At 69.2% G+C, this 20,959-nt stretch carries 14 protein-coding genes and 2 pseudogenes; 3 read left to right on the forward strand and 13 right to left on the reverse strand.

Annotation, left to right across the window (positions count from 1 at the left end; all coding sequences use genetic code 11):
• Positions 1–70 precede the first annotated feature (70 nt).
• From AC1RRV_RS02535 to AC1RRV_RS02585, 11 genes and pseudogenes are all read right to left on the reverse strand, one after another.
• Positions 71–1,000, reverse strand: a complete 930-nt coding sequence (locus AC1RRV_RS02535; RefSeq protein WP_492857991.1) for a DUF4198 domain-containing protein — start codon at positions 998–1,000, stop codon at positions 71–73.
• Positions 997–1,515: a DUF2271 domain-containing protein gene (locus AC1RRV_RS02540; protein WP_492857992.1), complete on the reverse strand. Its 519-nt coding sequence runs from the start codon at positions 1,513–1,515 to the stop codon at positions 997–999. Before AC1RRV_RS02540 ends, AC1RRV_RS02535 begins: the two co-directional genes overlap by 4 nt.
• Positions 1,516–1,525: 10 nt before the next feature.
• A complete protein-coding gene (locus AC1RRV_RS02545; protein ID WP_492857993.1) occupies positions 1,526–2,155 on the reverse strand; it encodes a PepSY-associated TM helix domain-containing protein in 630 nt (209 codons plus the stop codon).
• 164 nt (positions 2,156–2,319) lie between these two features.
• Positions 2,320–3,321: pseudogene (locus AC1RRV_RS02550) on the reverse strand (HWE histidine kinase domain-containing protein); the annotation flags it as partial.
• 42 nt (positions 3,322–3,363) lie between these two features.
• A pseudogene (locus AC1RRV_RS02555) lies at positions 3,364–4,275 on the reverse strand (PAS domain-containing protein); the annotation flags it as partial.
• A gap of 143 nt (positions 4,276–4,418) precedes the next feature.
• Positions 4,419–5,129, reverse strand: a complete 711-nt coding sequence (locus AC1RRV_RS02560) for a 2OG-Fe dioxygenase family protein (RefSeq protein ID WP_492857994.1) — start codon at positions 5,127–5,129, stop codon at positions 4,419–4,421.
• Entirely contained in the window at positions 5,126–5,515 is a 390-nt protein-coding gene (locus tag AC1RRV_RS02565; RefSeq protein WP_492857995.1) for a group III truncated hemoglobin, read from the reverse strand. The genes AC1RRV_RS02560 and AC1RRV_RS02565 overlap by 4 nt, the downstream gene beginning before the upstream one ends.
• Before the next feature lie 253 nt (positions 5,516–5,768).
• Entirely contained in the window at positions 5,769–8,612 is a 2,844-nt protein-coding gene (locus AC1RRV_RS02570; protein WP_492857996.1) for a glycosyl hydrolase 115 family protein, read from the reverse strand.
• Complete coding sequence (locus AC1RRV_RS02575; protein ID WP_492857997.1) at positions 8,612–10,516, reverse strand: sialate O-acetylesterase; 1,905 nt, start codon at positions 10,514–10,516, stop codon at positions 8,612–8,614. The genes AC1RRV_RS02570 and AC1RRV_RS02575 overlap by 1 nt, the downstream gene beginning before the upstream one ends.
• 167 nt (positions 10,517–10,683) lie before the next feature.
• Positions 10,684–13,119, reverse strand: coding sequence for a glycoside hydrolase family 3 N-terminal domain-containing protein (locus tag AC1RRV_RS02580; protein ID WP_492857998.1), 2,436 nt, complete (start codon positions 13,117–13,119; stop codon positions 10,684–10,686).
• A 144-nt stretch (positions 13,120–13,263) separates the two neighbouring features.
• Positions 13,264–14,637, reverse strand: coding sequence for a sensor histidine kinase (locus AC1RRV_RS02585; protein WP_492857999.1), 1,374 nt, complete (start codon positions 14,635–14,637; stop codon positions 13,264–13,266).
• Positions 14,638–14,829: 192 nt separating this feature from the next.
• Here AC1RRV_RS02585 and AC1RRV_RS02590 point away from each other — a divergent pair, with 192 nt between their 5' ends.
• Together AC1RRV_RS02590 and AC1RRV_RS02595 are read left to right on the forward strand one after the other, a co-directional pair.
• Positions 14,830–15,207, forward strand: a complete 378-nt coding sequence (locus tag AC1RRV_RS02590; RefSeq protein ID WP_492858000.1) for a VOC family protein — start codon at positions 14,830–14,832, stop codon at positions 15,205–15,207.
• A gap of 3 nt (positions 15,208–15,210) precedes the next feature.
• Positions 15,211–15,459, forward strand: a complete 249-nt coding sequence (locus AC1RRV_RS02595) for a hypothetical protein (protein ID WP_492858001.1) — start codon at positions 15,211–15,213, stop codon at positions 15,457–15,459.
• 169 nt (positions 15,460–15,628) lie between these two features.
• Here the strand turns inward: AC1RRV_RS02595 and AC1RRV_RS02600 are convergent, their stop codons facing one another.
• A complete protein-coding gene (locus AC1RRV_RS02600; RefSeq protein WP_492858002.1) occupies positions 15,629–17,572 on the reverse strand; it encodes a M61 family metallopeptidase in 1,944 nt (647 codons plus the stop codon).
• Between the two features lie 294 nt (positions 17,573–17,866).
• The gene (locus tag AC1RRV_RS02605) at positions 17,867–18,826 is read right to left on the reverse strand and encodes a BON domain-containing protein (RefSeq protein WP_492858003.1); all 960 of its coding nucleotides are present in this window, start codon (positions 18,824–18,826) and stop codon (positions 17,867–17,869) included.
• A gap of 203 nt (positions 18,827–19,029) precedes the next feature.
• Between AC1RRV_RS02605 and dnaG the strand changes: the two genes are divergently transcribed.
• Positions 19,030–20,958, forward strand: coding sequence for a DNA primase (gene dnaG, locus AC1RRV_RS02610; protein WP_492858004.1), 1,929 nt, complete (start codon positions 19,030–19,032; stop codon positions 20,956–20,958).
• The last annotated feature ends 1 nt before the right edge of the window (position 20,959 follow it).

Raw genomic sequence — 20,959 nt, forward strand, 5'->3', positions numbered from 1 at the left:
AGCGTAGTGCGGCGCCCCCTGGGTCCCGGCTCTTCGCTACGCTACGGCCGGGATGACACGATAATTTCGACTACGGCCGTTGGGCTTCGATCACGGCGGTGTAGCTGGCGCTCTGGCCGTTGCCGGCCAGGGGCTGGGCCGGGGCCGGCGCCGCGCCGGGGGCCGGCGCGCCGCCCGGAGCGCCGCCGGGAGCGCCGCCGGGAGCGCCCATGCCGGGGCTACCCGGACCACGACCGGTCTCGCCCGAGCGGATCGTGGCGTTGACCCAGTACATGCCGGCTTCCGGCAGGGTGAACTTCACGGCGCCGTCGGGACCGGCCTTAACCTTGATCTCGCCGGGCGTGGCGCGCCAGCGGGCGCCGCCGGGGATGAAGGTCACTTCCAGGTCGGCGGCCGGCTTGCCGTCCAGCACGAACTTGAAGGTCGCCGCTTCCGTGGCCAACACGTCGGTCGGGTGGGTGACGGGGACCAGCTCCAGGCCCTTGCCGGTGGGCTTCAGGGCGTCGGTCGTCGGCTTGTCGCGGGTGACGAAGGTCTCGTTGCGGCTGGCGCTCTTGATCGTCTTCAGATCGGCCGCGCCCGCCGGGACCTGCTTGGCGAAGTCTTCCGGCGAGCCGCGGAAGCGCTTCACTTCACCGTTCTCGGTGTAGCTGGCCATGACCGCGTTGGTGGCGGTGAAGATCTTGTAGGTGCCCGGCTTGGTCAGCTGGACGTCGAAGGTCGAGCGGAACTGGCTGGTCGAGGCGTTCTGGATCTTGTCGGGCTGGCCGTCCGGGCCCAGCACCTGCACGCCTTCGGTGCGCATCGGGCGGTGGTCGGGATAGAACAGCTCGTTGGAGATGGCGGCGTCGATCGTCACCCACGAGCCGTCGCCCGACAGGGTGGTGAACGACGGCAGCATCCAGCCACGGTGGGCCGAGGCCGACAGGGGCAGGGTAAGGGCCACGCCGAAAGCGGCGACGGCGAACAGGCGCGTCTTGAAGGTCATGGCTTCTCTCACTTCACGGAAACGGTGACGGCGCCGAGCTCGGCCGAGCCCTTGGCGGTGCCGGGCTTGCCGGGCTTGCCCCAGCTGAACGGAACGCGGACGGCCTCGTGGCCGCCGACTTCGCGGGCGGCCTCGACGACCAGGTTGTATTGACCGGGCTTGAGGCCCTTCAGCGCGCCCTTGGCGCCGGAGAACACGACCTTCTGCGGGCCCGGCGCGCGGGTGGCGCCGCTGACGCCGTCGGCCGGGAAGCTCATCTCGCGGCCGGCCTTGCGCCACCACTGGCGCATGTCCTTCAGCCACTTGGTGCCGTGGTCTTCCTTGGAGTCGGCGTCGTACCAGACAGCCAGGGTGCCGGCGGCGCTGGCGTCGGCCGGGTTTTCGATCCAGATGGCGACGTAAGGCTTGTGGTACTCGGCGACCGACAGCTTCGGCACCTCGACGGTGACGTTGAGGTCGGCGGCGAGCGCCGGGGCCGCGCCGACGGCGGCGCCGGCAAAGGTCAGCAGGGAGATCGAACGCTTCACGGTGTCTGCCTCAAAGGTGGACGAACAGGATGACGAGAATGACGGGGGCGGCCAGGCCCAGGCCGACCAGCGGCCAGGTCAGCGGGCGGGCGCGGGCGTGGAACTGCAGCATGATCAGGCCGGTGACCGTGAAGACCACGCAGGCGGCGGCGAAGACGTCGATGAACCAGGCCCAGGCCTTGCCGGTGTTGCGGCCCTTGTGCAGGTCGTTGAGCAGCGAGACCGCGCCGCGCGTGGTCTTCTCGTGCTCGACGGCGCCGGTCTCGCGGTCGATCGAGACCCAGGCGTCGCCGCCCGGCCGGGCCAGGGCGACATAGACCTCGGTGTCGGACCACTCGCCCTCGCGGCCGGCGACGTCGGCGCCGACGGCCTTGTCGAGGAACGGCTCCAGCTGGACGGGCAGGGGGCGCTTGCCCTCGGTCGGGCCCTTGGCCAGCAGGGCGATCAGGTCGGCGGGCAGGGTCGCCTTGCGGCTCACCACCTTGGGCTCGGCCTCGATCTGGCCGGCGTGGTTCAGGGTGACGCCGGTGATCGCGAACAGCAGCATGCCGATCAGCGACACGGCCGCGCTGATCCAATGCCACTGATGGAGCTGCTTCAGCCAGAAGGAACGGCGATGCTGATCGGCGGCGGATTTCACGGGGGTGCTGACGAAACCTTGGCGGCGGAAGGCTTGTCCTTACTTGAGAACGAATTGCAATTTCAAGCGCGAAGGCGTGGCCTGAGCGCGGACGACGCTTTTTCAATCACGTAAGGGGATGTCCGGAGCGTGTCCGAAACCTCGCGGGCCCGGTGAGCCAGGCCCTATTGGATGAGCTGGGGAATGCCCCGGGCCAGGGCGCCCAGCAGGGCGCTGGCGGCGACGGGCTTGCGCAGGATCGGGCCGTCGTCGACGTCGGGTTCCTGGTAGCCGGTCAGGTAGACGAACGGGATGCTGCGCCCGGTCAGGGCCTCGGCCACCGGGGTGATCAGATGGCCGCCCAGATTGACGTCCAGCACGGCGCGATCGACCGCCTGGTGTTTTAGCAGGTCCAGGGCTTCCTCGACGGTGCCGGCCGGGCCGACCACCTTGGCGCCGGCGGCGATCAGCACGCGGGTCAGCTCCATAGCGACCACGGCCTCGTCCTCGACCACCAGAATGCGCTGGTCGTGGAGAGCGGGGCTTTCCTCGCTGGCCAGGCCTGGACGATAGGCGGGCGTGCTTTCGGCCGGGCGCGCCTGGGCGCCTTTGAGCATGTCGAGGCGAACTTTCAGGCCCTGCGGTCGCCAGGTCAGCTCGACATGGGCGCCGACCTGCTTGACCGCGCTCTCGATCAGGGTCGAGCCGAAGCCACGCCGGCCGGGCGGCGCCACGTGCCCGCCGGCGTCCTCGCGCCAGATCAGGTGCAGCACCTCGTTCGCGCCCCAGGCCCAGCTCACGCCCAGGCGTCCCAAGGGCCGCGAGAGCGCGCCATACTTGCTGGCGTTGGTGGCCAGCTCGTGGATCACCAGGGCCACCGACTGGGCGGCCTGGGCGTCGATCAGGACCGGGGGCCCGTCGATCGTCACCTGCTCGCCTGTATCGCCGCGATAGGGATCCAGCTCCAGCCGCAGCAGATCATGCAGGTCCACGCCGCTCCAGCGCGCCGTGGACAGCAGGCTGTGGGCGCGGGCCAGCGAGCCGATACGGCCCGACAGCGCCTGGACGTACTGGTCCTTGTTCTCGAAGGGCGTCAGCTGGGCCAGGGACTGGACCACGGCCAGCACGTTCTTGGCCCGGTGGTCGACTTCGCGGATCAGCAGGCGCTCGGTTTCCTCGGCGCGCTGCAGGGCCAGGTCCGCGCGAGCGCGTTCGCTGGCCGTCCAGATCAGCTCGGCGACATTGGCGACGAAGGTCGTCTCGTCGGCGTCGAAGGTGCGCGGGCCGTCGTGGGCCAGGAACAGGTAGGCCGACAGCTGGCCGGCCTTGATCAGCGAAACGGTGACGAAGGCGCGGATGCCGATCGCCGCGTACGCTTCCAGGGCCTGGGGTTCGTTGGTGCGCGGGTCGAGCGCCACGTCCGCCACCGCGAGAATGCGGCCAGCCCGCATGTCGGCGCTCATCGAGGGGCCAAAGTCGTCGATCCGGAACCGCAGTCCGGTCAGCGGAACGACGCCGACCTCCGTCCCGCCGTCGTCGGCGACGATGGCGGCCATCACGCAGTCGGGATCCATCTCGGCATAGCCGGCGCGGGCGACGCCCAGCTGCTCGGTCAGCATGTGGCCGGCGGTCCGGGCGATGGCGACCGGATCGGTCTCATCGCGCAGCTTCTGGCTCAGGTCCAGAAGGGCCGCCCGCCTTTGCTCGTCGGCCAGGGTGCGTTCCAGCTCGACGGCGGCCTTGCGGCGATCGGAGATGTCGGTGACCAGGACGTAGTAGCCGGGGATCTCGCCGCTGGGGGCGACGTCCGGGACGTACTGGGCTTCGATGTAGCGGGTCCCGGCCTCGCGGTACTGGATCTCGCCTTCGAAGGTCACGCTCTCGCCGGCCAGGGCCCGGGTAACGTGATGGCGCAGCCGGTTGTAGGCGTCCTCGCCCAGCACTTCGCTCAGCGTCTTGCCCTCGATCTCTGAGCGGTCGACACCGAACCAGCGCTCATAGGCGCGGTTGACGAAGCGATAGCGCTCCTCGCGGTCGACATAGCTGATCAGGATCGGGACCGCGTCCGCCATGGCGCTGGAGAAGACGGCGCGTCGCTCCAGCGGCGGGTCTTGCGGCAAGGCTTGGTCGTCTCGAGACATGCGGGACGGACGCTCAATCCTACAGGCGGGCCTTGGAGGGCCCTTTCGGGGCGGGCCGCACCGTGGCACGGCGTGATCACAGCCCAAACGGTTAACGGGTGGGGCAAACGGTCGCACCAACCAGCGCGCGAGCCCTGTAATTCCTAAGCTTGGCCGTCCTGCCTGTATGTGACGACCAGCACATCGCGCACCGCCGGCGCGGCGGGATCCAGCGGCCGGATCGGCGTCACCCCGTGCAGCACGCGGTGGTCGTCCAGGAACACCGCGTCCCCGGGCGTGGTCAGGGTGAAGGAGCCCAGGCTCGACCCGTCCGGCGCGAAGATGTCGGTGACGCCGCTGTCGACGTTCTGGCGGTCGACCAGCATGACGATCACCCAGTCGACCCCGTCGCGGTGCGCACCCTCCGGCGTCGGCAAGCCGGCCTCGCCAGGCCGCGCCTCGATGCGGAACTGGTGCAGTTCGACGTGCCATGGCGCTGTGGGCGCGCCCGCCAGGGGGTGGAAGAGGTCCAGGCCCGCGCGGATCACGGCCCGGGTCACCGGATGGTCGGCGATGGCCTCGGTGACCGGCTCGAACCAGCGCTGCACGCCGCCGTTCAGCGCGTTGTAGTCGCGGCTCTGCCAGTGCGGCTGGTGCGGCTTGCGCTCGACCTGGCCCGGCAGGGCGGCGAAGGCCGCGAACCGCCGGCGCCGATAGCGCCCGCCGTCGGCCATGAAGGCGTCCAGGCCCAGGTCGTTCCAGCTGTCGGCGAAGGCGCCCCAGCCGGCCATGGCCTCCGCGCCGAGCAAGGCGGTGGTTTCGGCGGTCCTGAAGCGGACAAAGCCCCGGTCGGCCAGGGCGTCGCGCGCGCTCACGCGACCGCGTCCGGCTTGAAGAACAGGGCCAGCTTCAGGCTGGCGGCGATGCGCTCGGCCTTCTGGCCGACGACGGCGGCGCGCGGGGCGTCGAAGATCTCGACGCAGGTCTGGTGGAACAGGTTCAGCCAGGGCGTGAACAGGCCCTCGCTCAGGCCCTCGACGTGCTGGTGGACGGCCACCGGCTGGCCCTTGTAGCGGCCGGTGGTGTTCAGCACCGAGGACCAGAAGTCCTTCAGGGTGGCCAGGTGGGCGGGCCAGCCGTCGGGGCCCACGGCGTTCTCGAAGATCGGGCCCAGGCGGTGGTGCCGACGGATACGCGCGTAGAAGGTCTCGACCAGGCGATCGATCTCTTCGTCGGTGAACTGAGGTGGAGGAACAGCCATCACCGGAACATGGGTCTTCACGGGCGCTGACTGAACCCCGCGACGATCAAGTTTGACTTCGGATTCTTACTTAAGTGAGGCGGGGTAAGCGTCGCCGAACCTGGTTGCAGAGGCAAAATCCCTCGTCATCCCGGCCGTAGCGAAGCGAAGAGCCGGGACCCAGGGGCGAGCGCGGTGCGCCGGCTCCTGGGTCCCGGATAGCCTCTGCGAGGCTTCCGGGATGACGAGAGTTTTGGAGGGCGAGTGGACCGCGCTACCGCGCCCGAACACTCTCCGGCGGGCCCAGATAACTCGCCGGCACGTTCCCGCGCGACAGGACCAGGCGCTGGAACACCACCCCCGGATCCACCCGCCACAGCCGCACCTTGTGCGGGCCGGGCGAGGGGACCGAAAGCCGTGTGGTCTGGGCGCGGACGCTGTCGGCGACGGCCTTGTCCCAGGCCTGGTTCGACGGGTCGGGCTGGCTGTTGACCACCACCGGCGCCGCGTCGTCGATCGACACCGCATAGGCCAGCCCCTTGCCGCCCCGGAAGTCCAGGGTGGGCGAAACCAGCACGGTCAGGTCGACCGGCCCGGCCTTTTCGAAGTCGACCACATAGTCCAGCGACGGTCCGCCCAGACCCGGCTTCGAGCTGGACGCGGTGGAGGGATAGCTGGTCACGCCCGACAGGGTGCGACCCAGGTTCGGGATGGTCTTCCAGCTCACGCCCTGGCCACCGGTCGCGGCGGCGTGGTGCTCGGCTTCAATGGCGGTGAGGCCGCCGGCCTCGACGAAAGCGCCCTTGGCCGGCTTGCGGTCGGGGTTGGAAATCGGGATGGCGATCGTCCGGGTCTCGCCGCCGGCGGTGACCTTGAGATTGGCCGCGCGGTCGCCCCTCGGCGCCTTGGTCCAGTCGACGGCGATCTCGATGCGGACGTCGCCGTCGGCGTTCTCCGGGCTCAATGTCACCTTCAGCCATGGAACGTCGGCCGAGGCCTCCACCACGATCGGGGCGCCCTTGCTGAAGACGTCGATCCAGCGGCTCTCGGCGCCCCAGCGGACGAGCGGCGACAGGGCTTCGCCGTCGCCTTCCAGCGCCACGCCCCAGCCGGCGGCCGGGATCACCGTCTCGGTCTTGGGAATGATGTTCGCGTCCGGCTGCTGCCAGATCGTGTAGCCGATGTGGGTCTGATCCATCATGTGCACCCACTTGCCGCCGTTGATGGCGTCGTGCTGGCGGGTCAGCTCGGCGTCGCGGTCGAACAGGGTCTGGACCAGCTTCGCCTGGGCGTTGGCCTCGACCCGACCCTGGCCGGCGTAGAGCCTGTTGCGGCCGGCGGCGATCTGCAGGCGGTTATAGTTGGCGGCCGCCTTCACCGGGAACCAAACCAGCTGGAAGAAGGCGCTGTCCTGAGCCTTCGGGATCGCCGCGCGAACGGCGTCGGCGCGCTTTTCCAGATCGGCCCACTCGGCCTCGACCCGTTCGGCTTCGCGGAAGTTCGTCAGGCTGAAGGTCGACGCGTCGATCAGCTCGGGCTTACGGCGCGCGTTCAGCTTGGTGTAGCCGTCCAGCAGCGCCGCGATCTCGGTCGCGCGCTCGGGCCCGAACTGCTGGGCCGCCCAGCCGGTGGTGTAGGCGGGCAGTTTCTCGACTGGCATCGCCGCCGGGTTCCAGGCGTAGTCCAGGAAGAACTCGGTCGGCAGCTCCATGGGCTTGAGGTCGCCGACATTGACGATCCACAGCTGGTCGGCCCCGTAGTCGGACGCCAGCTTCATCTGCTCCCAGGTGCGCTCGATCTGGTTGGTGTTCAGCCACTTGTAGTTCCGGGGACCGCCCACATAGTCGAAGTGGTAGTAGACCCCGTAGCCGCCGGGACGCTTCTTTCCCAGTTCCGGCAGGCGGCGGATGTTGCCCCAGTTGTCGTCGGCGAACAGCAGGGTGACGTCGTCGGGCACGCGCATGCCGGCGTCGTAATAGTCCTGCACCTCCTTGTAGAGCGCCCAGACCTGGGGGGTCTTGGCGGGGTCCTTGCCGGTGACTTCGCCGATGATCTTGCGCTGGTCAGCGACGATGGTCTCCAGCAGCTTGGTGGCCGTGCCCTCGCTCATCGGCTCGTCGCCGTCGCCGCGCATGCCGACCGTGACCAGGCTCTCGTTCGAGCCCATCCGCGTGACGCCCTCGCGCCAGAACTTGCGCAGCTGCTCCGGGTTCTTGGCGTAGTCCCAGCGGCCCGTTCCGTAGCGCTCCCACTCGACGTGGGCGCGGCTCATCGGCTCGTGGTGCGAGGTCCCCAGCACGACGCCCATCTCGTCGGCCAGCGGCGCGGTCAGCGGGTCGTCGTCATAGAGCGACTTGCCCCACATGGCCGGCCACAGATAGTCGCCCTTCAGCCGCAGGATCAGTTCGAAGACCCGCTCGTAGAAGGCGTGGTTGATCCCGCCGAACTTGGTCCGGGCCCATGGGCCCAGGGCCGGCTCCTCGTCGTTCAGGAAGATGCCGCGGTACTTCACCGCCGGCTTTTGGACGTTTGTGCCCGGGGCGACGAACACGTCGGCGCGCTTGGGGATCGGGACGTCGGCCCACCAGGTCCAGGGCGAGACGCCGGCGCGTTCGGAGAGGTCATAGGCCCCGAAGATCGTGCCGCGCTTGTCGGCGCCGGCGATGACCAGGGCGCGGGCGACGCCGGGACGGGGGTTCTCGACCACCTGCTGGACGAAGGCCTCCCACTGGCCCCTGACCTTGGAGACGTCCAGCTTGCCCGAGGCGGCCAGGGCGTCGATGGCGGCGCTTTGACCTAGGGTTCCAATGATGACGACCGGCGCGTCCTTGGCCGGCGCGCCGCCGGAGAGCGCGGCGAGATCATTGCGCAGCCCTTGGATGGCGCGGAGGGCGCCGGGGAAGTCGGTCTGGTCGTACTCGATCCGCGCGGGCTTGCCGCCGGCGATCAGCGGAAAGGCGTCGGCGCTGGGCGCCAGGGTGATGGCGGCCGGCCCAAGGGCGGGTTCGGCGGCGTGGGCCTGAACAGGGGCGGCGAGGGCGACGGCGGTGGCGAGCGCGGCGGCCAGGGCCAGGGCCGAAACGGCGGGCCAGACGCCCCATTCGGATTTCGTACGCACTACTGGACCTCGATCTCGAACGGACCGGCGGGCAGGCCGGCCGTGTCGAACAGGTTGAACGTCGGGCTGTCGGCCCAGGCGAACCGGACTTTGGAACCGGCCCCGCTCAGCACCACGGTCGCGCCCTCGATCTTGCCGTCGACCCAGCGGCAGGTCGCATCGCAGAGCTCGAAGCCGATGACCTTGTCCGAGCCGCGCGCGACCAGGCGTCCGCCGACCTGGGCGAAGCTGACCACGACCGTGTCGCCGGTCCGCTTGGCCGAGACGACCTCCGGCCCCGTGGTCACGGCCTCGCCGTAGACGCGGCGGGCGGCCAGGGCCAGACGGCGGCCGACCTCCTGCTTGTTGGCCGGATGGATGTCGAACGGATCGCCGATGTCGTGGGTGACCGCGAGACCAGCATGGCCGTCGGCGGCCACGGCGCGGCGCTGGGCGTCGCGCAGGGCGGCCGTGCCGGACGCCGACGGCTGGCTGGCGAAGGCGCCGTAGTCGGCCAGCTGGGCGACGACCACCGGCATGTCCGGCGTCTGGCCCTCGCGGCGCTCGGCCATCAGGGCGCGCAGCAGCGGGGCGTAGGTCTTGTCGCGGCCGACATTGGTCTCGCCCTGGTACCAGGCCATGCCGGCGAAGGCGTAGGGACCCATCGGAGCCAGCATGCCGTTGTACAGGGTCGAGACCCCGGCCAGGGTGTCCCATGGCGCGCGGGGCGGATCGCCGCCGGTGCGCGGCTCGATGCGATAGGTCCAGGCGGTCAGCGGCAGGCGCGTCCCGTCGGCCAGGGTCAGGACCCGTTTGGCCGCATCGCCGTACATGCCGCCATTGGCGTAGGTGTCGTAGGCCGAGACGACGATGGTGTTCTTGCCCGGCCTCAGCACGCCGGCGGCCAGTGGATACGACCGGTCGAGCCAGGCGCCAGAGGTCGCGCCGACACCGACGCCGTTGAGATAGGTGGTGTCCATCTCGTCGACTTGGCCGACGGAGAGCGTCGCGGTCTGAGCGGCCTGGGCCGGGGTGAGCTCGACCTCGACCTTGAACCAGACGACGCCGTTGAAGTCGGCCAGGGCCGGCACGCCCCAACGCTCCCAGATCCCCAGGCCCTGCGGCGCGGTCGTCCAGGGTCCCGCGCCGGTCCAAGGCGCGATGGCGGCTTCGGTCGGATGGCGCGCGGTCCACCAGCCCTTGATGGTCTCGCCCCAGCGACGGCTGGCGGCGACGGGGTCCTTGAGCGAGAGGTTCAGGGTTTCGATGGCGTCGTCATAGCCGCCGACCTTGCGCAGCGCCTTGGGCGTCATCCAGGCCTCGATGCCCGAGCCGCCCCACGAGGCGTGGACCAGGCCCAGCGGGACCTTGCGCGTCTTCTGCAGCTCGCGAGCGAAATAGAAACAGGCGGCCGAGAACGACCCGACGGTATCCTTGCTGGTCGGCCTCCAGACCGGCGGCTTCTTGAAGTCGGCGACGGGCGCGCGGGCGTCGGCCTTCTCGATCGTCGCCATGCGGATGGTGTCGTTGGGCGCGCCGTTGTTGATCTGGTTCCAGGCGTCGCCCGAGGCGCTGACCTGCATCTCCATGTTCGATTGGCCCGAGCACAGCCAGACGTCGCCGACCAGGATGTCGGCGGCGCTCCGGGTCGCCGAGGCGGTGGTCGCGGTGATGGTGTAGGGGCCGCCGGCGGGCGTGGCCGGGAACTCGACCCGCCAGGCGCCGTCGGGACCGGCCTTGGCGGTCAGAGTCTGGCCGGCGAAGCTGGCGGTGACCGTCTCGCCCGGCTTGGCGGTTCCGAAGACGGGCAGGGGCCGGTCGCGCTGGACCACCGCGTGGTCGGACAGCAGCCCGTTCAGGAGGGACTGGGCGCTGGCCGGCGAGGCGGCGAGCAAGGCCAGCAGGATCGGCGCGAGACGGCGCATGGGTGAGCTCCCTTTCGGCCGCCTTGCTGGCGGTTCTTCTCTGCAAAATTACTCGTCATCCCGGCCGCAGCGAAGCGAAGAGCCGGGACCCAGGGGCCACTGCAGTGCGGCTGCCCCTGGGTCCCGGATCGGCCTTAGGCCGTCCGGGATGACGAGGTTTGTTTGGATCAGCTGACCACCAGCGTCGCCGTCTTCAGGTTCACCGAGTTCGGCCCCGCCATGATCGTGAAGGCGCCCGGTTCGACGACGCGCTTCATCTCCAGGTTCCACATCCACAGGTCCGACGGCTTGATCTCGAAGCTCACCGTGGTCTTGGCGCCGGGCGCGAGGGTGACGCGCTTGAAGTGCTTCAGCTCCAGCAGCGGACGGGTCACCGAGGCGGCCTCGTCGTGGACGTAGAGCTGGACCACCTCGTCGCCGGCCACCTTGCCCGTGTTGACGACGTCGATCTCGACCGTGGTGCTCTCGCCCTGGCCGATCCGGGCCTTGGCCAGGCGCGGGGCCGAGATGTCGAAGGTCGTGTACGAGAGGCCGAAGCCGAACGGGTAGAGCGGCGTGGTCTTGGCGTCGAACAGATAGCCGCGACGCGAGGTGGGCTTGCGGTTGTAGAAGATGGGCAGCTGGCCGACATCGCGGGCGATGCTGACCGGCAGCTTGCCGCCCGGATTGGCGCGGCCGAACAGCACGTCGGCGGCGGCGTTGCCGGTCTGCTCGCCCAGGTACCAGCCCTCGATGATGGCGTCGGCGCGCTCGGCCAGCAGGTTGATCGACAGCGGGCGGCCGTTCAGCAGGAACACCACCGTCGGCTTGCCCAGGTCGAAGATGGCCTTGGCCAGGTCGTTCTGCTGGCCGACCAGGTCGAGGCTGTCGCGGTCGCCCAGGTGGTTGTCGCCCCAGCCCTCGCGGCTGGTCTGCTCGTTGTCGCCCAGCACCATGACCACGACGTCGGCCTTCTTGGCGACCTCGACGGCCTCGGCGATCAGCTTGGCGTTGACGGCCGGGTCGACCAGCTTGACCTCGTCTGCGGCCCAGATGCGCTTCTCGGTGATGCGTACGGCCTCGGCGTAGTCGAGCTGGAACCCTTGGGCCTTGGCCTCGGCGGCCAGGCCCTCGTGGATCGAGACCACGTGGCGCGGGATGTCCGAATAGCCGCCGATCGGCGTGTCCTTGGCGTGGGTGCCCAGCAGCGCCATGCGCTTGAATGTCTTGCCGTCCAGCGGCAGGAGCCCCTTGTCGTTCTTCAGCAGCACGACGGCCTTGCGAGCGGCCTCGCGGGCCAGGGCGACGGCGTCCGGCGTGGCGGTCTTGGAGTCGGCCGTCTTCTCGTCGCAGTAGGGGTTCTCGAACAGGCCGCCCTGGAACTTCATCTCCAGGACGCGGGCGACGGCGGCGTCGACCTCGAACTGGGGGATGCGGCCCGACTTCACCAGTTGCGGGATCAGGACATAGGCCTCGCCGTCCGGCAGCTCGACGTCGACGCCGGCGTGCAGGGCCATCACCGCCGTGTCGCCCAGGTCGGCCGTCAGCTTGTGGCGGGCGATCAGTTCCTTGATCGCGAAATAGTCGCTCTGGACCGAGCCCTTGTAGCCCCACTCCTCGCGCAGGATCTTGGTCAGCAGCCAGTGGTTGGCGTGCGAGGGCACGCCGTCGATTTCGTTGTACGAGGGCATGACCGAGCGGACCGGCAGCTCTTTCACGGCGCGTTCGAACGGCGGGAAGAAGTTCTCGCGCAGGGTGCGCTCGGCGATCTGGGCCGGGCCGACATTGGTGCCGTTCTCGGGCTGGCCGTGGCCGGTCATGTGCTTGAGGGTGACGAAGACCTTGTCCTTGGCCAGCGGCAGGGTCGTGCCCTGGAAGCCCCGGATCGCGGCCAGGCCCATCTCGGCGCAGACGTGCGGATCCTCGCCATAGGTCTCCTCGATGCGGCCCCAGCGCGGGTCGCGGGCCACGTCGACCACGGGGGCCAGGGCCATGTTCGAGCCCCGGGCGCGCATCTCGCGGGCGGCGACGGCGAAGATCTTCTCGGCCAGGTCGGGATCGAAGGTCGAGGCCAGGGCGATGGCCTGCGGGAAGCTGGTGGCGTCACGGGCGACATAGCCGTGCAGGGCCTCGTCGTGCATCAGCATCGGGATGCCCAGGCGGGTCTTCTCGACGGCCCACTTCTGGGCGGCGTTGGTGTATTTGGCGGTCTGGGCGGCGTTACGGCCGATCGCGCCGTCGTCGGCGCCGGCGGCGGCGTCGACGATCGTGGCGGGCTTGAGGCCCTTGCGGTCGGTCGGGCGCGAGACCTGGCCCAGGCCGTTGGGGAAGTTCTTGCTGGCTTCCTCGGCCGAGAACTCGCCCTCGGGCGTCTGGATCTTGGCCTTGGTCAGCCAGATGCCGATCAGCTGGGCGGCCTTCTCCTCGATCGTCATGCGGCCCAGCAGGTCCTGGACGCGGGCGTCGATCGGCTGGGTCGGATCCTTGTAGAGCGGCTTGTCGCCGGCCGCCTTGGGGGCCTTCTTCGCGGCCTGGCCAGCGGCCGAGGCGAGGCCCGGCATGGCGGCGGCCGACAGGGCGGCGAGGCTCGCGCCGAACAGGCGGCGGGTGAGGGTGGTGGTCATCCGGTCGTTTCCCCGAGGCTTGCGCATAGCGTTTGTCAGCGGTTCTCAGTCACCGCCCTTGTCAGGCACTATGGGGGCGGTTGTCAGACCACTCAAGTCCGAAATGGTACCGGTCTCATTTCTTGGGGCTGGTGGAGACGGCGATCAGTAGGTCGGGACGGTCCTCAGGGACACCTCGATGTCGCAGCGAACCCCTTCGGGCGCGTAGTCCAGACGGGTCTGGCCATCGAACTCGCGCATCAGGCCGTCCTGAAGGAGACGGGTGCCGAAGCCGCGTCGCGTGGGCGGGGTGACGGGCGGGCCGCCGCTTTCGCGCCAAGCCAGACGCAGCCTCGAACCCTCGACGGTCCACGCCACCTGAACGACGCCCCCGTTGGAGAGCGCGCCATACTTCGCGGCGTTGGTGGCCAGCTCGTGGAGGGCCATGGACAGCATCAGGGCGTGGCGAGGCGAGACGTCCAGCGACGGGCCCGAGATCTCGAACCGGCTGATCGAGAACGGTTCGAGCGCCCGGGTGAGAACCGCGCCGAAGTTGGCCGCCGACCAGCTGCGGTCGGTCAGCAGGTCGTGGGCGCGGGCCAGAGACACGATCCGCGCCTCCAGGGCCGCGCGGGCGGTCGGAAGGTCGGTGGCGCTCCGCAGGGTCTGGGCGACGATGGACTGGACCGTGGCGAGGGAGTTCTTCACCCGGTGGTTCAGCTCATTGACCATCAGGCGCTGATGTTCCTCGACGGCCTTCATCTGCGTCAGGTCGCGACTGGCGCCGGCGATCGCGACCGGCTTGCGGTCCGGGCCGTCGCCTTCGAACTCGACCAGACCCCAGGCGCTGAGCCAGCGCCAGCTACCGTCCAGCTGCTTGACGCGATAGTCGACCTCGTAGCGGCCGGTTCCTTCCGGGGCGAGCGCCTCGGCCACGCGCGACCACATCAGCGCCATGTCGTCGGGGTGGAACTTGGCCTCGACGCCGGCTTCGTCATGCAGGAAGCGCTCTTCGGTCAGGCCATAGAGGCGCTGGGCGTTCTCGTCATAGACGCAGATGTTGTCGGCCAGGGTGTAGCGCCAGGTGCCCATGTCCGAGGCCACCATCGCCAGGTCGAAGGTGCGCTGCTGCTGCGCCATCGCCTGGCGCAGCTCGTGCTCGCGGGTCACGTCCTGGAAGCAGTTGATGGCGCCGACGACGGCGCCGCCAAGATCGCGCAGGGGCTCGACATTGACCTTGGCCACCCAGCGGCGGCCGTCGGGGTTGAAGACCACGGCCTCGGCGCCCTCGAAGGCCTCGCCATGGAGGACCGCGCGCGCCATGGGCGTTTCGTCGGGGGGAATGAAGCGGCCGTCCAGGCTCTCGACACGGAACGAGCCGCAGAAGCGCTGGGCGGGATCGAACAGGCGCGGGGTCCGGCCCCACAGCTCGACGGCCTTGCGGTTCGCCCGCACGATCTGGCCGCCGGCGTCGCAGGCGTAGATACCGATGGGCATGGCGTCGAGAACCGGCTGCTCCAGATGGAGCAGGGATTCCATGAGCGGCGCCAGGACACCGCGTTCGATGGTCAAGGATTGTGACACGGCGCCCCCACCCGCACCTTCAGATGACGCAGAACGTGGAGGGGCGGATTAGGTTCCACGCCGAGCCCGGGAGGAAGAGCGCGAGGTCCGAGGCTGGTCGCCCCGCCGGGCTCTGCTAGGCTTGGCGATCAAGCGGGAGTGTGGGGAATGCAAAGCCTGTCAGGCGCGCCGGTGGCGTTCGTCTATGTCGCCGACCGCGAGCGGGCGATGGCCTTCTATCGCGACACGCTGGGCCTGGCGTTGCGCGGCACGGACGGCTTCGGCGACTTCCTGGATTTCGGCGGCGGTCTGCTGCGGATGACGGTGATGCCGGGCCATCAGGCCAGTCCGCACCCGGTGCTGGGCTGGAACGTCGACGACATCGCCGCCGCCGTCGTGGCGCTGCGCGACCGGGGCGTGGTCTTCACCATCCACGAAGGGTTCGGCCAGGACGCGCTGGGGATCTGGACCGCGCCCGACGGCGCCTCGAAGGTCGCCTTCTTCGCCGATCCCGACGGCAACGTGCTGACGCTGTCGCAAGGCTGAGGCGTGGAGCGGTTGGAGTATGGCGCGGCCGCGCTGATCCTGACGGGCGGCTCGATCGTCTGGGCGCTGGAGATCGTCGATGCCTGGCGGACCGGCGAGCTGGTCCTGCTGTGGGGATTGCTCACGGTGCGCCGCGCCGAGCGGCCGGGACGGTTCCTGCTGCTGATGCTGGCCTGGACGCTCGTCTCGGCGGGGCTGATCTGGCTGCTGCTGGCGGCTTCGCTGCTGATGGGCCGCATCGCGCTGGGCTGAGATCCAGACGTAAAAAAGGGCCCGCCTTGGGAGGGGAGCGGGCCCTTTTCGGTACGCGTTCAGAGGGATTGAACAGGCGGAAAGGTGACACAAGTGTCGGCTTCCCGCCCTTCCCCAAATCGTCGCAGCTTGCGAGTCTATCGCAAGTTGCAAGCGAAGCTTCCGGTCCCTATTTGCGCGGCGTTAGGATGTCGTCGAGGCGGGTCGAACCGCCGGCGACCTTCTCCAGGCGCGGGTAACGCAGGCCGCCGCGGTAGTCGATCTTGACGCTCTTGTAGCGGCTGCCGTCCTTGATCAGCAGCTCGACCAGTGGACCGTCGGCCTTGGCGGCGGCGGTGACGGCGGCCTTCAGCTTGTCGGCGTCGAAGGCCTCGCCGTTGACGGCGACCACCGTCAGTCCCTGGGTCAGGCCGGCCTTGAACGCCGGGCCGCCCCACTGCACGTCGGTCAGCACGCCGTCCGAACCCACCGTCAGGCCCAGCGAGTAGGGCAGGGGCGTATTCTTGGCCTTGGTCTCGGCCGACTTCATGAACTCGGTCGGGGTGGTCGTGTAGACCAGCTTGTAGCCACCGCGCTCCAGGCCATCCAACGGGGCCTTTTCCTGAACCTCCTGGATGCGGGTCTTCAGGAAGCTGGCCCAGTCGTGCGCCACCACGCCGTTCAGCGTGCTGACCACGTCGTCGAAGGTGTAGGTGCGCGGCACGTACGAGCCGTTGTCGACGCCGAAGAAGGCCTTGGCGAAGTCGTCGAGCGACTTCTTGCCGGCGGTCTTCTCGCGGATCAGCGTGTCGGCGTCGAGCCAGACCAGCAGGCCTTCCGAATAGTAGTCCTCGCTACGCTGGTAGGAGAGCCACGACAGCGGCTTGCGGTTGGCGATGATCGGGTCGTTGGTGGTGTCCTGCACGGGACGCCAGTCGCGGCCGCGACGGTTGTCGTAGGTGGCGGCGGTGGCGGCGATGGAGTCCAGCGCCTGTTGCTTGGTCAGCAGGCCCGAGCGCGCGGCCAGGACGTTGCCCCAGTACTGGGTCTGGCCCTCATAGACCCACATCATGCTGTCGCGCATCGGCACGTTCAGATTGGGCGTCCACAGGTCGGCGGCGCGGCGGAACTTGCCGTTCCACGAGTGGGTGTATTCGTGACTGAGCAGGTCGCGGCCGACGAAGTTCTTGTCCCACTCGGTGAAGTACTTCGGGGCGACGCGGTTTTCGCTCGAACGGTGGTGCTCTAGGCCGATGCCGCCGATCTTGTCCGACAGGGCGACAAGGAAGTCATAGTGATCGTAGTGGTGCGAGCCGTAGAGCTTGTAGGCCTGCTGCACGAGATCCTTGTGGATCTGGATCTGCTCGGGCTTGGCCTCCAGCAGCTCGGGGCTGTCGGCGACCATGTTCAGGCGCACGGGGGCCGGGCCGGTCGGGTCCAGGTCGATCGACTTGAAATACTTGCCGGCGAAGATCGGCGAGTCGACCAGGGTCTCGACCGTGGTGGTCTTGAAGGTCGTGACCTGGCCGTCGGTCTTGGCGGTCTCCAGAGCGGTGGCCAGCTTCCAGCCCTCGGGCAGCTTGACGCTGGCCTCGACCGGGATCTGGCGGGTGTAGTAGCCGGCCGGATACATCGCCACCTGCAGCCACTGCAGGTTCAGCATCTCGGGCGTGACCTCGGTGCGGCCAACCTTGGCCTCGACGGCGGTCAGGAACTGGTAGCTGATCTTCAGTTCCTTGGTCCCCGCCGGCACGTCGACGTGGAAGGCGTAGACCTGCACGACGTCGCGGACCCAGGGGATGCGCTTGCCGTCGGCGGTGACCACCAGGCCGGCCAGCTTGTCCAGATCGTTGCGTGGCGAGTGACCGCCCGGGACCCACTGCGGATACAGGAACACGAAGTCGCCGGCCTTGCTGACCGGGATCGTCGTGGTGACGTTCCAGATCTTGCGGTCCAGGTCGGTGGCGTCGACGGCCAGCTTCAGGGCGCCGGCGTAGGGGACGTCGCGCGGGGCCGCGATCGACGGGGTCGGCGGGGCCGACTCCGGCATCGGCTGGCTTTGCGCCAACGCGGCGGTAGCGGCCAGGGACAGGACGGAGACGGAGAAGAACAGCGCTTTCACGAAACACCCCAATGCGGCGCGCGGGTTCCCTCCCGCGACGAGAAGCCGGGATGTTTGTGGCGTTAATATCCACTTGTCGAGGGCAAGTTGGCCTCGGCGTGCAGAACATGGGTATGTGGGCGGGTTTTGGTTTCGGGGCTGAAACTTAGCGACGAAACGGCAACCGAAATGGGATGCTCCCCCGCGAGCGGGGGAGCTGTCGCGGAGCGACTGAGGGGGCAGGCTGGACGTCGGCCGATTTGGCCCCTCCGGCCCTCTGGGCCACCTCCCCCGCGAGCGGGGGAGGATCGAGCTCACTGTCCTCGCCTAGCCCATCGGATCGGACATCGGCACGACCGGCGCCGGTCGGTCGGTTCCGTTATCGACCCGCAGGTCGTTCTGGACGTTGTCGACGCCCGAGACGCGCTCGGCCAGGGCTTCGGCGCGCTTCTTGTCCTCACGGGAACGCACCGTGCCCGACAGGGTGACGTCGGCGTGGCTCACCGAGACCTCGATGCCATGGGCGTCCAGCCAGGAATCGTCGGTCAGGCGGTCGCTGACATCCTCGCGGATGCGCTCGTCCGAGCGGCGATAGCCCTTGGGGCCCCGCCCGCCGTGCTCGCCGCGATGGGCGGCGTCATATTCCCTGCGGTGCAGGGCCTCGTGATCGCCCATCCAGGACGAGACCTCGTCGCGCGCCCGGTCGAACCAGGTGCGTTCCTCGTAATTGGCCTCGTAATTGGGCTCGGGGTGAGCCTCGTGCGCCGAGGGGCGACGGCGGCGCGGACCAAAGGCGCGGTAGCCGCGATCGGCGGCGGGGTCGCCATAGGCGCCGTCATAGGCCTCCCGGCGGCGGTGGTCGTCGGGATGGAAATAGCGCTCGTCGCCATAGTCGGCCGTCGGGCTGACATAGCCGCCGGAGCCGTAGTCGCCGGTCGCCGCGCCGAAGTTGTGACCGCCGACGCGGCCCCAGTCGCCGGGCGAGCGATAGCCGGTCGCGCCCGCGGCGTAGTCGGCGCCCGAGCGCACGCGGCCATAGCCGATGTCGCCGCCCTGTTGGGCCGCGCGCAGGAACTCGCCGCCACGGCGGCGGCCGCGATACGGGGGCGGTTGCGAGGGCTCGGCGCGATAGCCGCCGTCGCCGCGATAGGTGTTGTCGTACGGGGGATCGTGTCGGCGCGAGGCGTCATAGCCGTAGCCGCGCTCGCGGTCGAAATCGCGGCCAAGGTCGCGCTCCGGATCGACTTCGAAGCGGCCTTCGCGATCATTCCATCTGCTCTCGGGCATGGGTCTTCTCCGCGTTTCTTGGACGACGGGCGCGTCGAGGCGCTCCAGCTTTCAAAACGGGTGGCGGAGGAGGGGTGTTCCTAAGGCGGCGCTTGATCCGTTAATCTGTGGGTAACCTGTGAGGATCGACCCACGTCCGGTTATGGCGAGGTCTTCCGCCAGATAAGGTGCCCACCTCAAGCTCGCGAAGTCCCACCCCTTAGATGCGTTTCGACGACCGCTTTCTCGAAGAACTCAAGTCCCGCCTTCGCCCGTCCGACGTCGTCGGCAAGTCGGTGAAGCTGCGGCGGCAGGGGCGCGAATATGCGGGGCTGTCGCCGTTCACCAAGGAGAAGAGCCCGTCCTTCTTCGTGAACGACGAAAAGGGCTTCTATCACTGCTTCTCCAGCGGCAAGCACGGCGACATCATCAGCTTTCTGCAGGAGACCGAGCGGCTGACCTTCGCCGAGGCGGTCGAGCGGCTGGCGGCCGAGGCGGGCATGAGCCTGCCCGAAATCGACCCCCGCGCCGCCCGCGAGGAGCAGAAGCGCTCGTCCCTGAACGACTGGATGGACCTGGCGACCGCCTGGTTCGAGAGCGAGCTGCGCCGGCCCGCAGGCCAGGCCGCCCGCGCCTATCTGGAAAAGCGCGGCCTGCCCGAGAGCGAGTGGGCCCGCTTCCACATCGGCTTCGCGCCCAACAACCGCACGGGGCTGAAGGACTATCTGATCGCCAAGGGCGCCAAGCCGGGCGATCTGGTCGACGCCGGGGTGCTGATCGCGCCCGAGGACGGCGGCGCGCCCTATGACCGTTTCCGCGACCGCATCATCTTCCCGATCACCGACGGCCGGGGGAAGGTCGTCTCCTTCGGCGGCCGGGCCATGGATCCTGCGGCGCGCGCCAAATATCTGAACGGCCCCGAGACCGGCCTCTTCCACAAGGGGCGAGTGCTGTACGGCCTGTTCGAGGCCCGCAAGCTGCTGCACGCCGGCCAGAGCGGCGGCGGCAAGCCGCCGATGGTGGTGGTCGAGGGCTATATGGACGTCATCGCCTGCCAGCGCGCGGGCGTGCCGGCCGTGGCGGCCATGGGCACGGCCCTGACCGAGGAGCAGATGGAGGCCCTGTGGCGCCTGCATCCGACCCCGACCCTGTGCTTCGACGGCGACAAGGCCGGCCAGCGCGCCGCCCACCGATCGATCGACCGCGCCCTGCCGCTGCTGAAGCCTGGCCGCTCGTTCCTGTTCTCGATGCCGGTCGGCGGCAAGGACCCCGACGACGTGCTGCGCGAGCAGGGACCGGCGGCCCTGAAGGCCCAGCTCTCGGACACCAAGCCTTTCGTCGAGGCCCTGTTCGAGCGTGAGCGGGAGATCGAGCCCTTCGACACGCCCGAGCAGCGCACCAATCTGAAGGTCCGGCTGCGCACCCTGGCGGCGACCATCGCCGACAAGGACCTGGCCCACGCCTACAAGGAAGAGCTGCTGGACCGCCTCGACGAGATGCGGGCGGCGCGACGGGCCAAGCCGGACGCCAGCGACGCGGGTCGGCAGCTGTCGCGCCAGCGTTGGGACAACACGCCTCGCAAGTTCGGCAAGCCCCGGATCGAGGGCTCCACGGCCGAGGGCCGCGCGGCGGCCCAGGCCCTCCAGCAAGCGCCGCGCCCGTTCTCGGCCGCTCTGCTGATCGCCGCGATCCGCGACCCCAAGGTCGTCGACGACCGCATCGAGGTGCTGATGAACCAGGGCTTCGGCGACCAACGGCTGGACGCCATCGCTCATGAGCTGGTCAATCTGCGCATGGACGCCGACCACGTCGAGACCGGCATGCTGCGTGGCCGCCTGGCCTCGGCCGGCTATGACGAGGCCAGCCTGGCTGCGCTGGAACGCTCGGCGGCGCACGTGAAGGCGCTGGATGTCGGCCAAAGCGCCGACCAGAGCCCGGGCGAGGCGATCCGCACCCTGTGGTCCCAGGCCTTCGACCTGTTGTTGCGGCTGACGGCCCTGGAGCGCGCGGTCGACGACGCCAAGACCGACCTGGTCGACGACAGCGACTTCCAGACGCTGCTGCGGCTGAAGACCGAGCGCGACGCGGTCAAGCGCTTGATCGACAGCGGCGGCTGGACCGACCCGGAGCAGGTCTCCCAGGTCCTGCACTAGG

Source organism: Caulobacter sp. GW821-FHT11E10 (assembly GCF_058808375.1).

Excerpts from the sequence above, each read along its gene's own strand:
- AC1RRV_RS02580 (WP_492857998.1), bottom strand. The coding sequence starts at position 13,119 with ATGACCACCACCCTCACCCGCCGCCTGTTCGGCGCGAGCCTCGCCGCC.
- AC1RRV_RS02565 (WP_492857995.1), bottom strand. The coding sequence starts at position 5,515 with ATGGCTGTTCCTCCACCTCAGTTCACCGACGAAGAGATCGATCGCCTG.
- dnaG (WP_492858004.1), top strand. The coding sequence starts at position 19,030 with ATGCGTTTCGACGACCGCTTTCTCGAAGAACTCAAGTCCCGCCTTCGC.
- AC1RRV_RS02575 (WP_492857997.1), bottom strand. The coding sequence starts at position 10,516 with ATGCGCCGTCTCGCGCCGATCCTGCTGGCCTTGCTCGCCGCCTCGCCG.
- AC1RRV_RS02590 (WP_492858000.1), top strand. The coding sequence starts at position 14,830 with ATGCAAAGCCTGTCAGGCGCGCCGGTGGCGTTCGTCTATGTCGCCGAC.
- AC1RRV_RS02585 (WP_492857999.1), bottom strand. The coding sequence starts at position 14,637 with ATGGAATCCCTGCTCCATCTGGAGCAGCCGGTTCTCGACGCCATGCCC.
- AC1RRV_RS02605 (WP_492858003.1), bottom strand. The coding sequence starts at position 18,826 with ATGCCCGAGAGCAGATGGAATGATCGCGAAGGCCGCTTCGAAGTCGAT.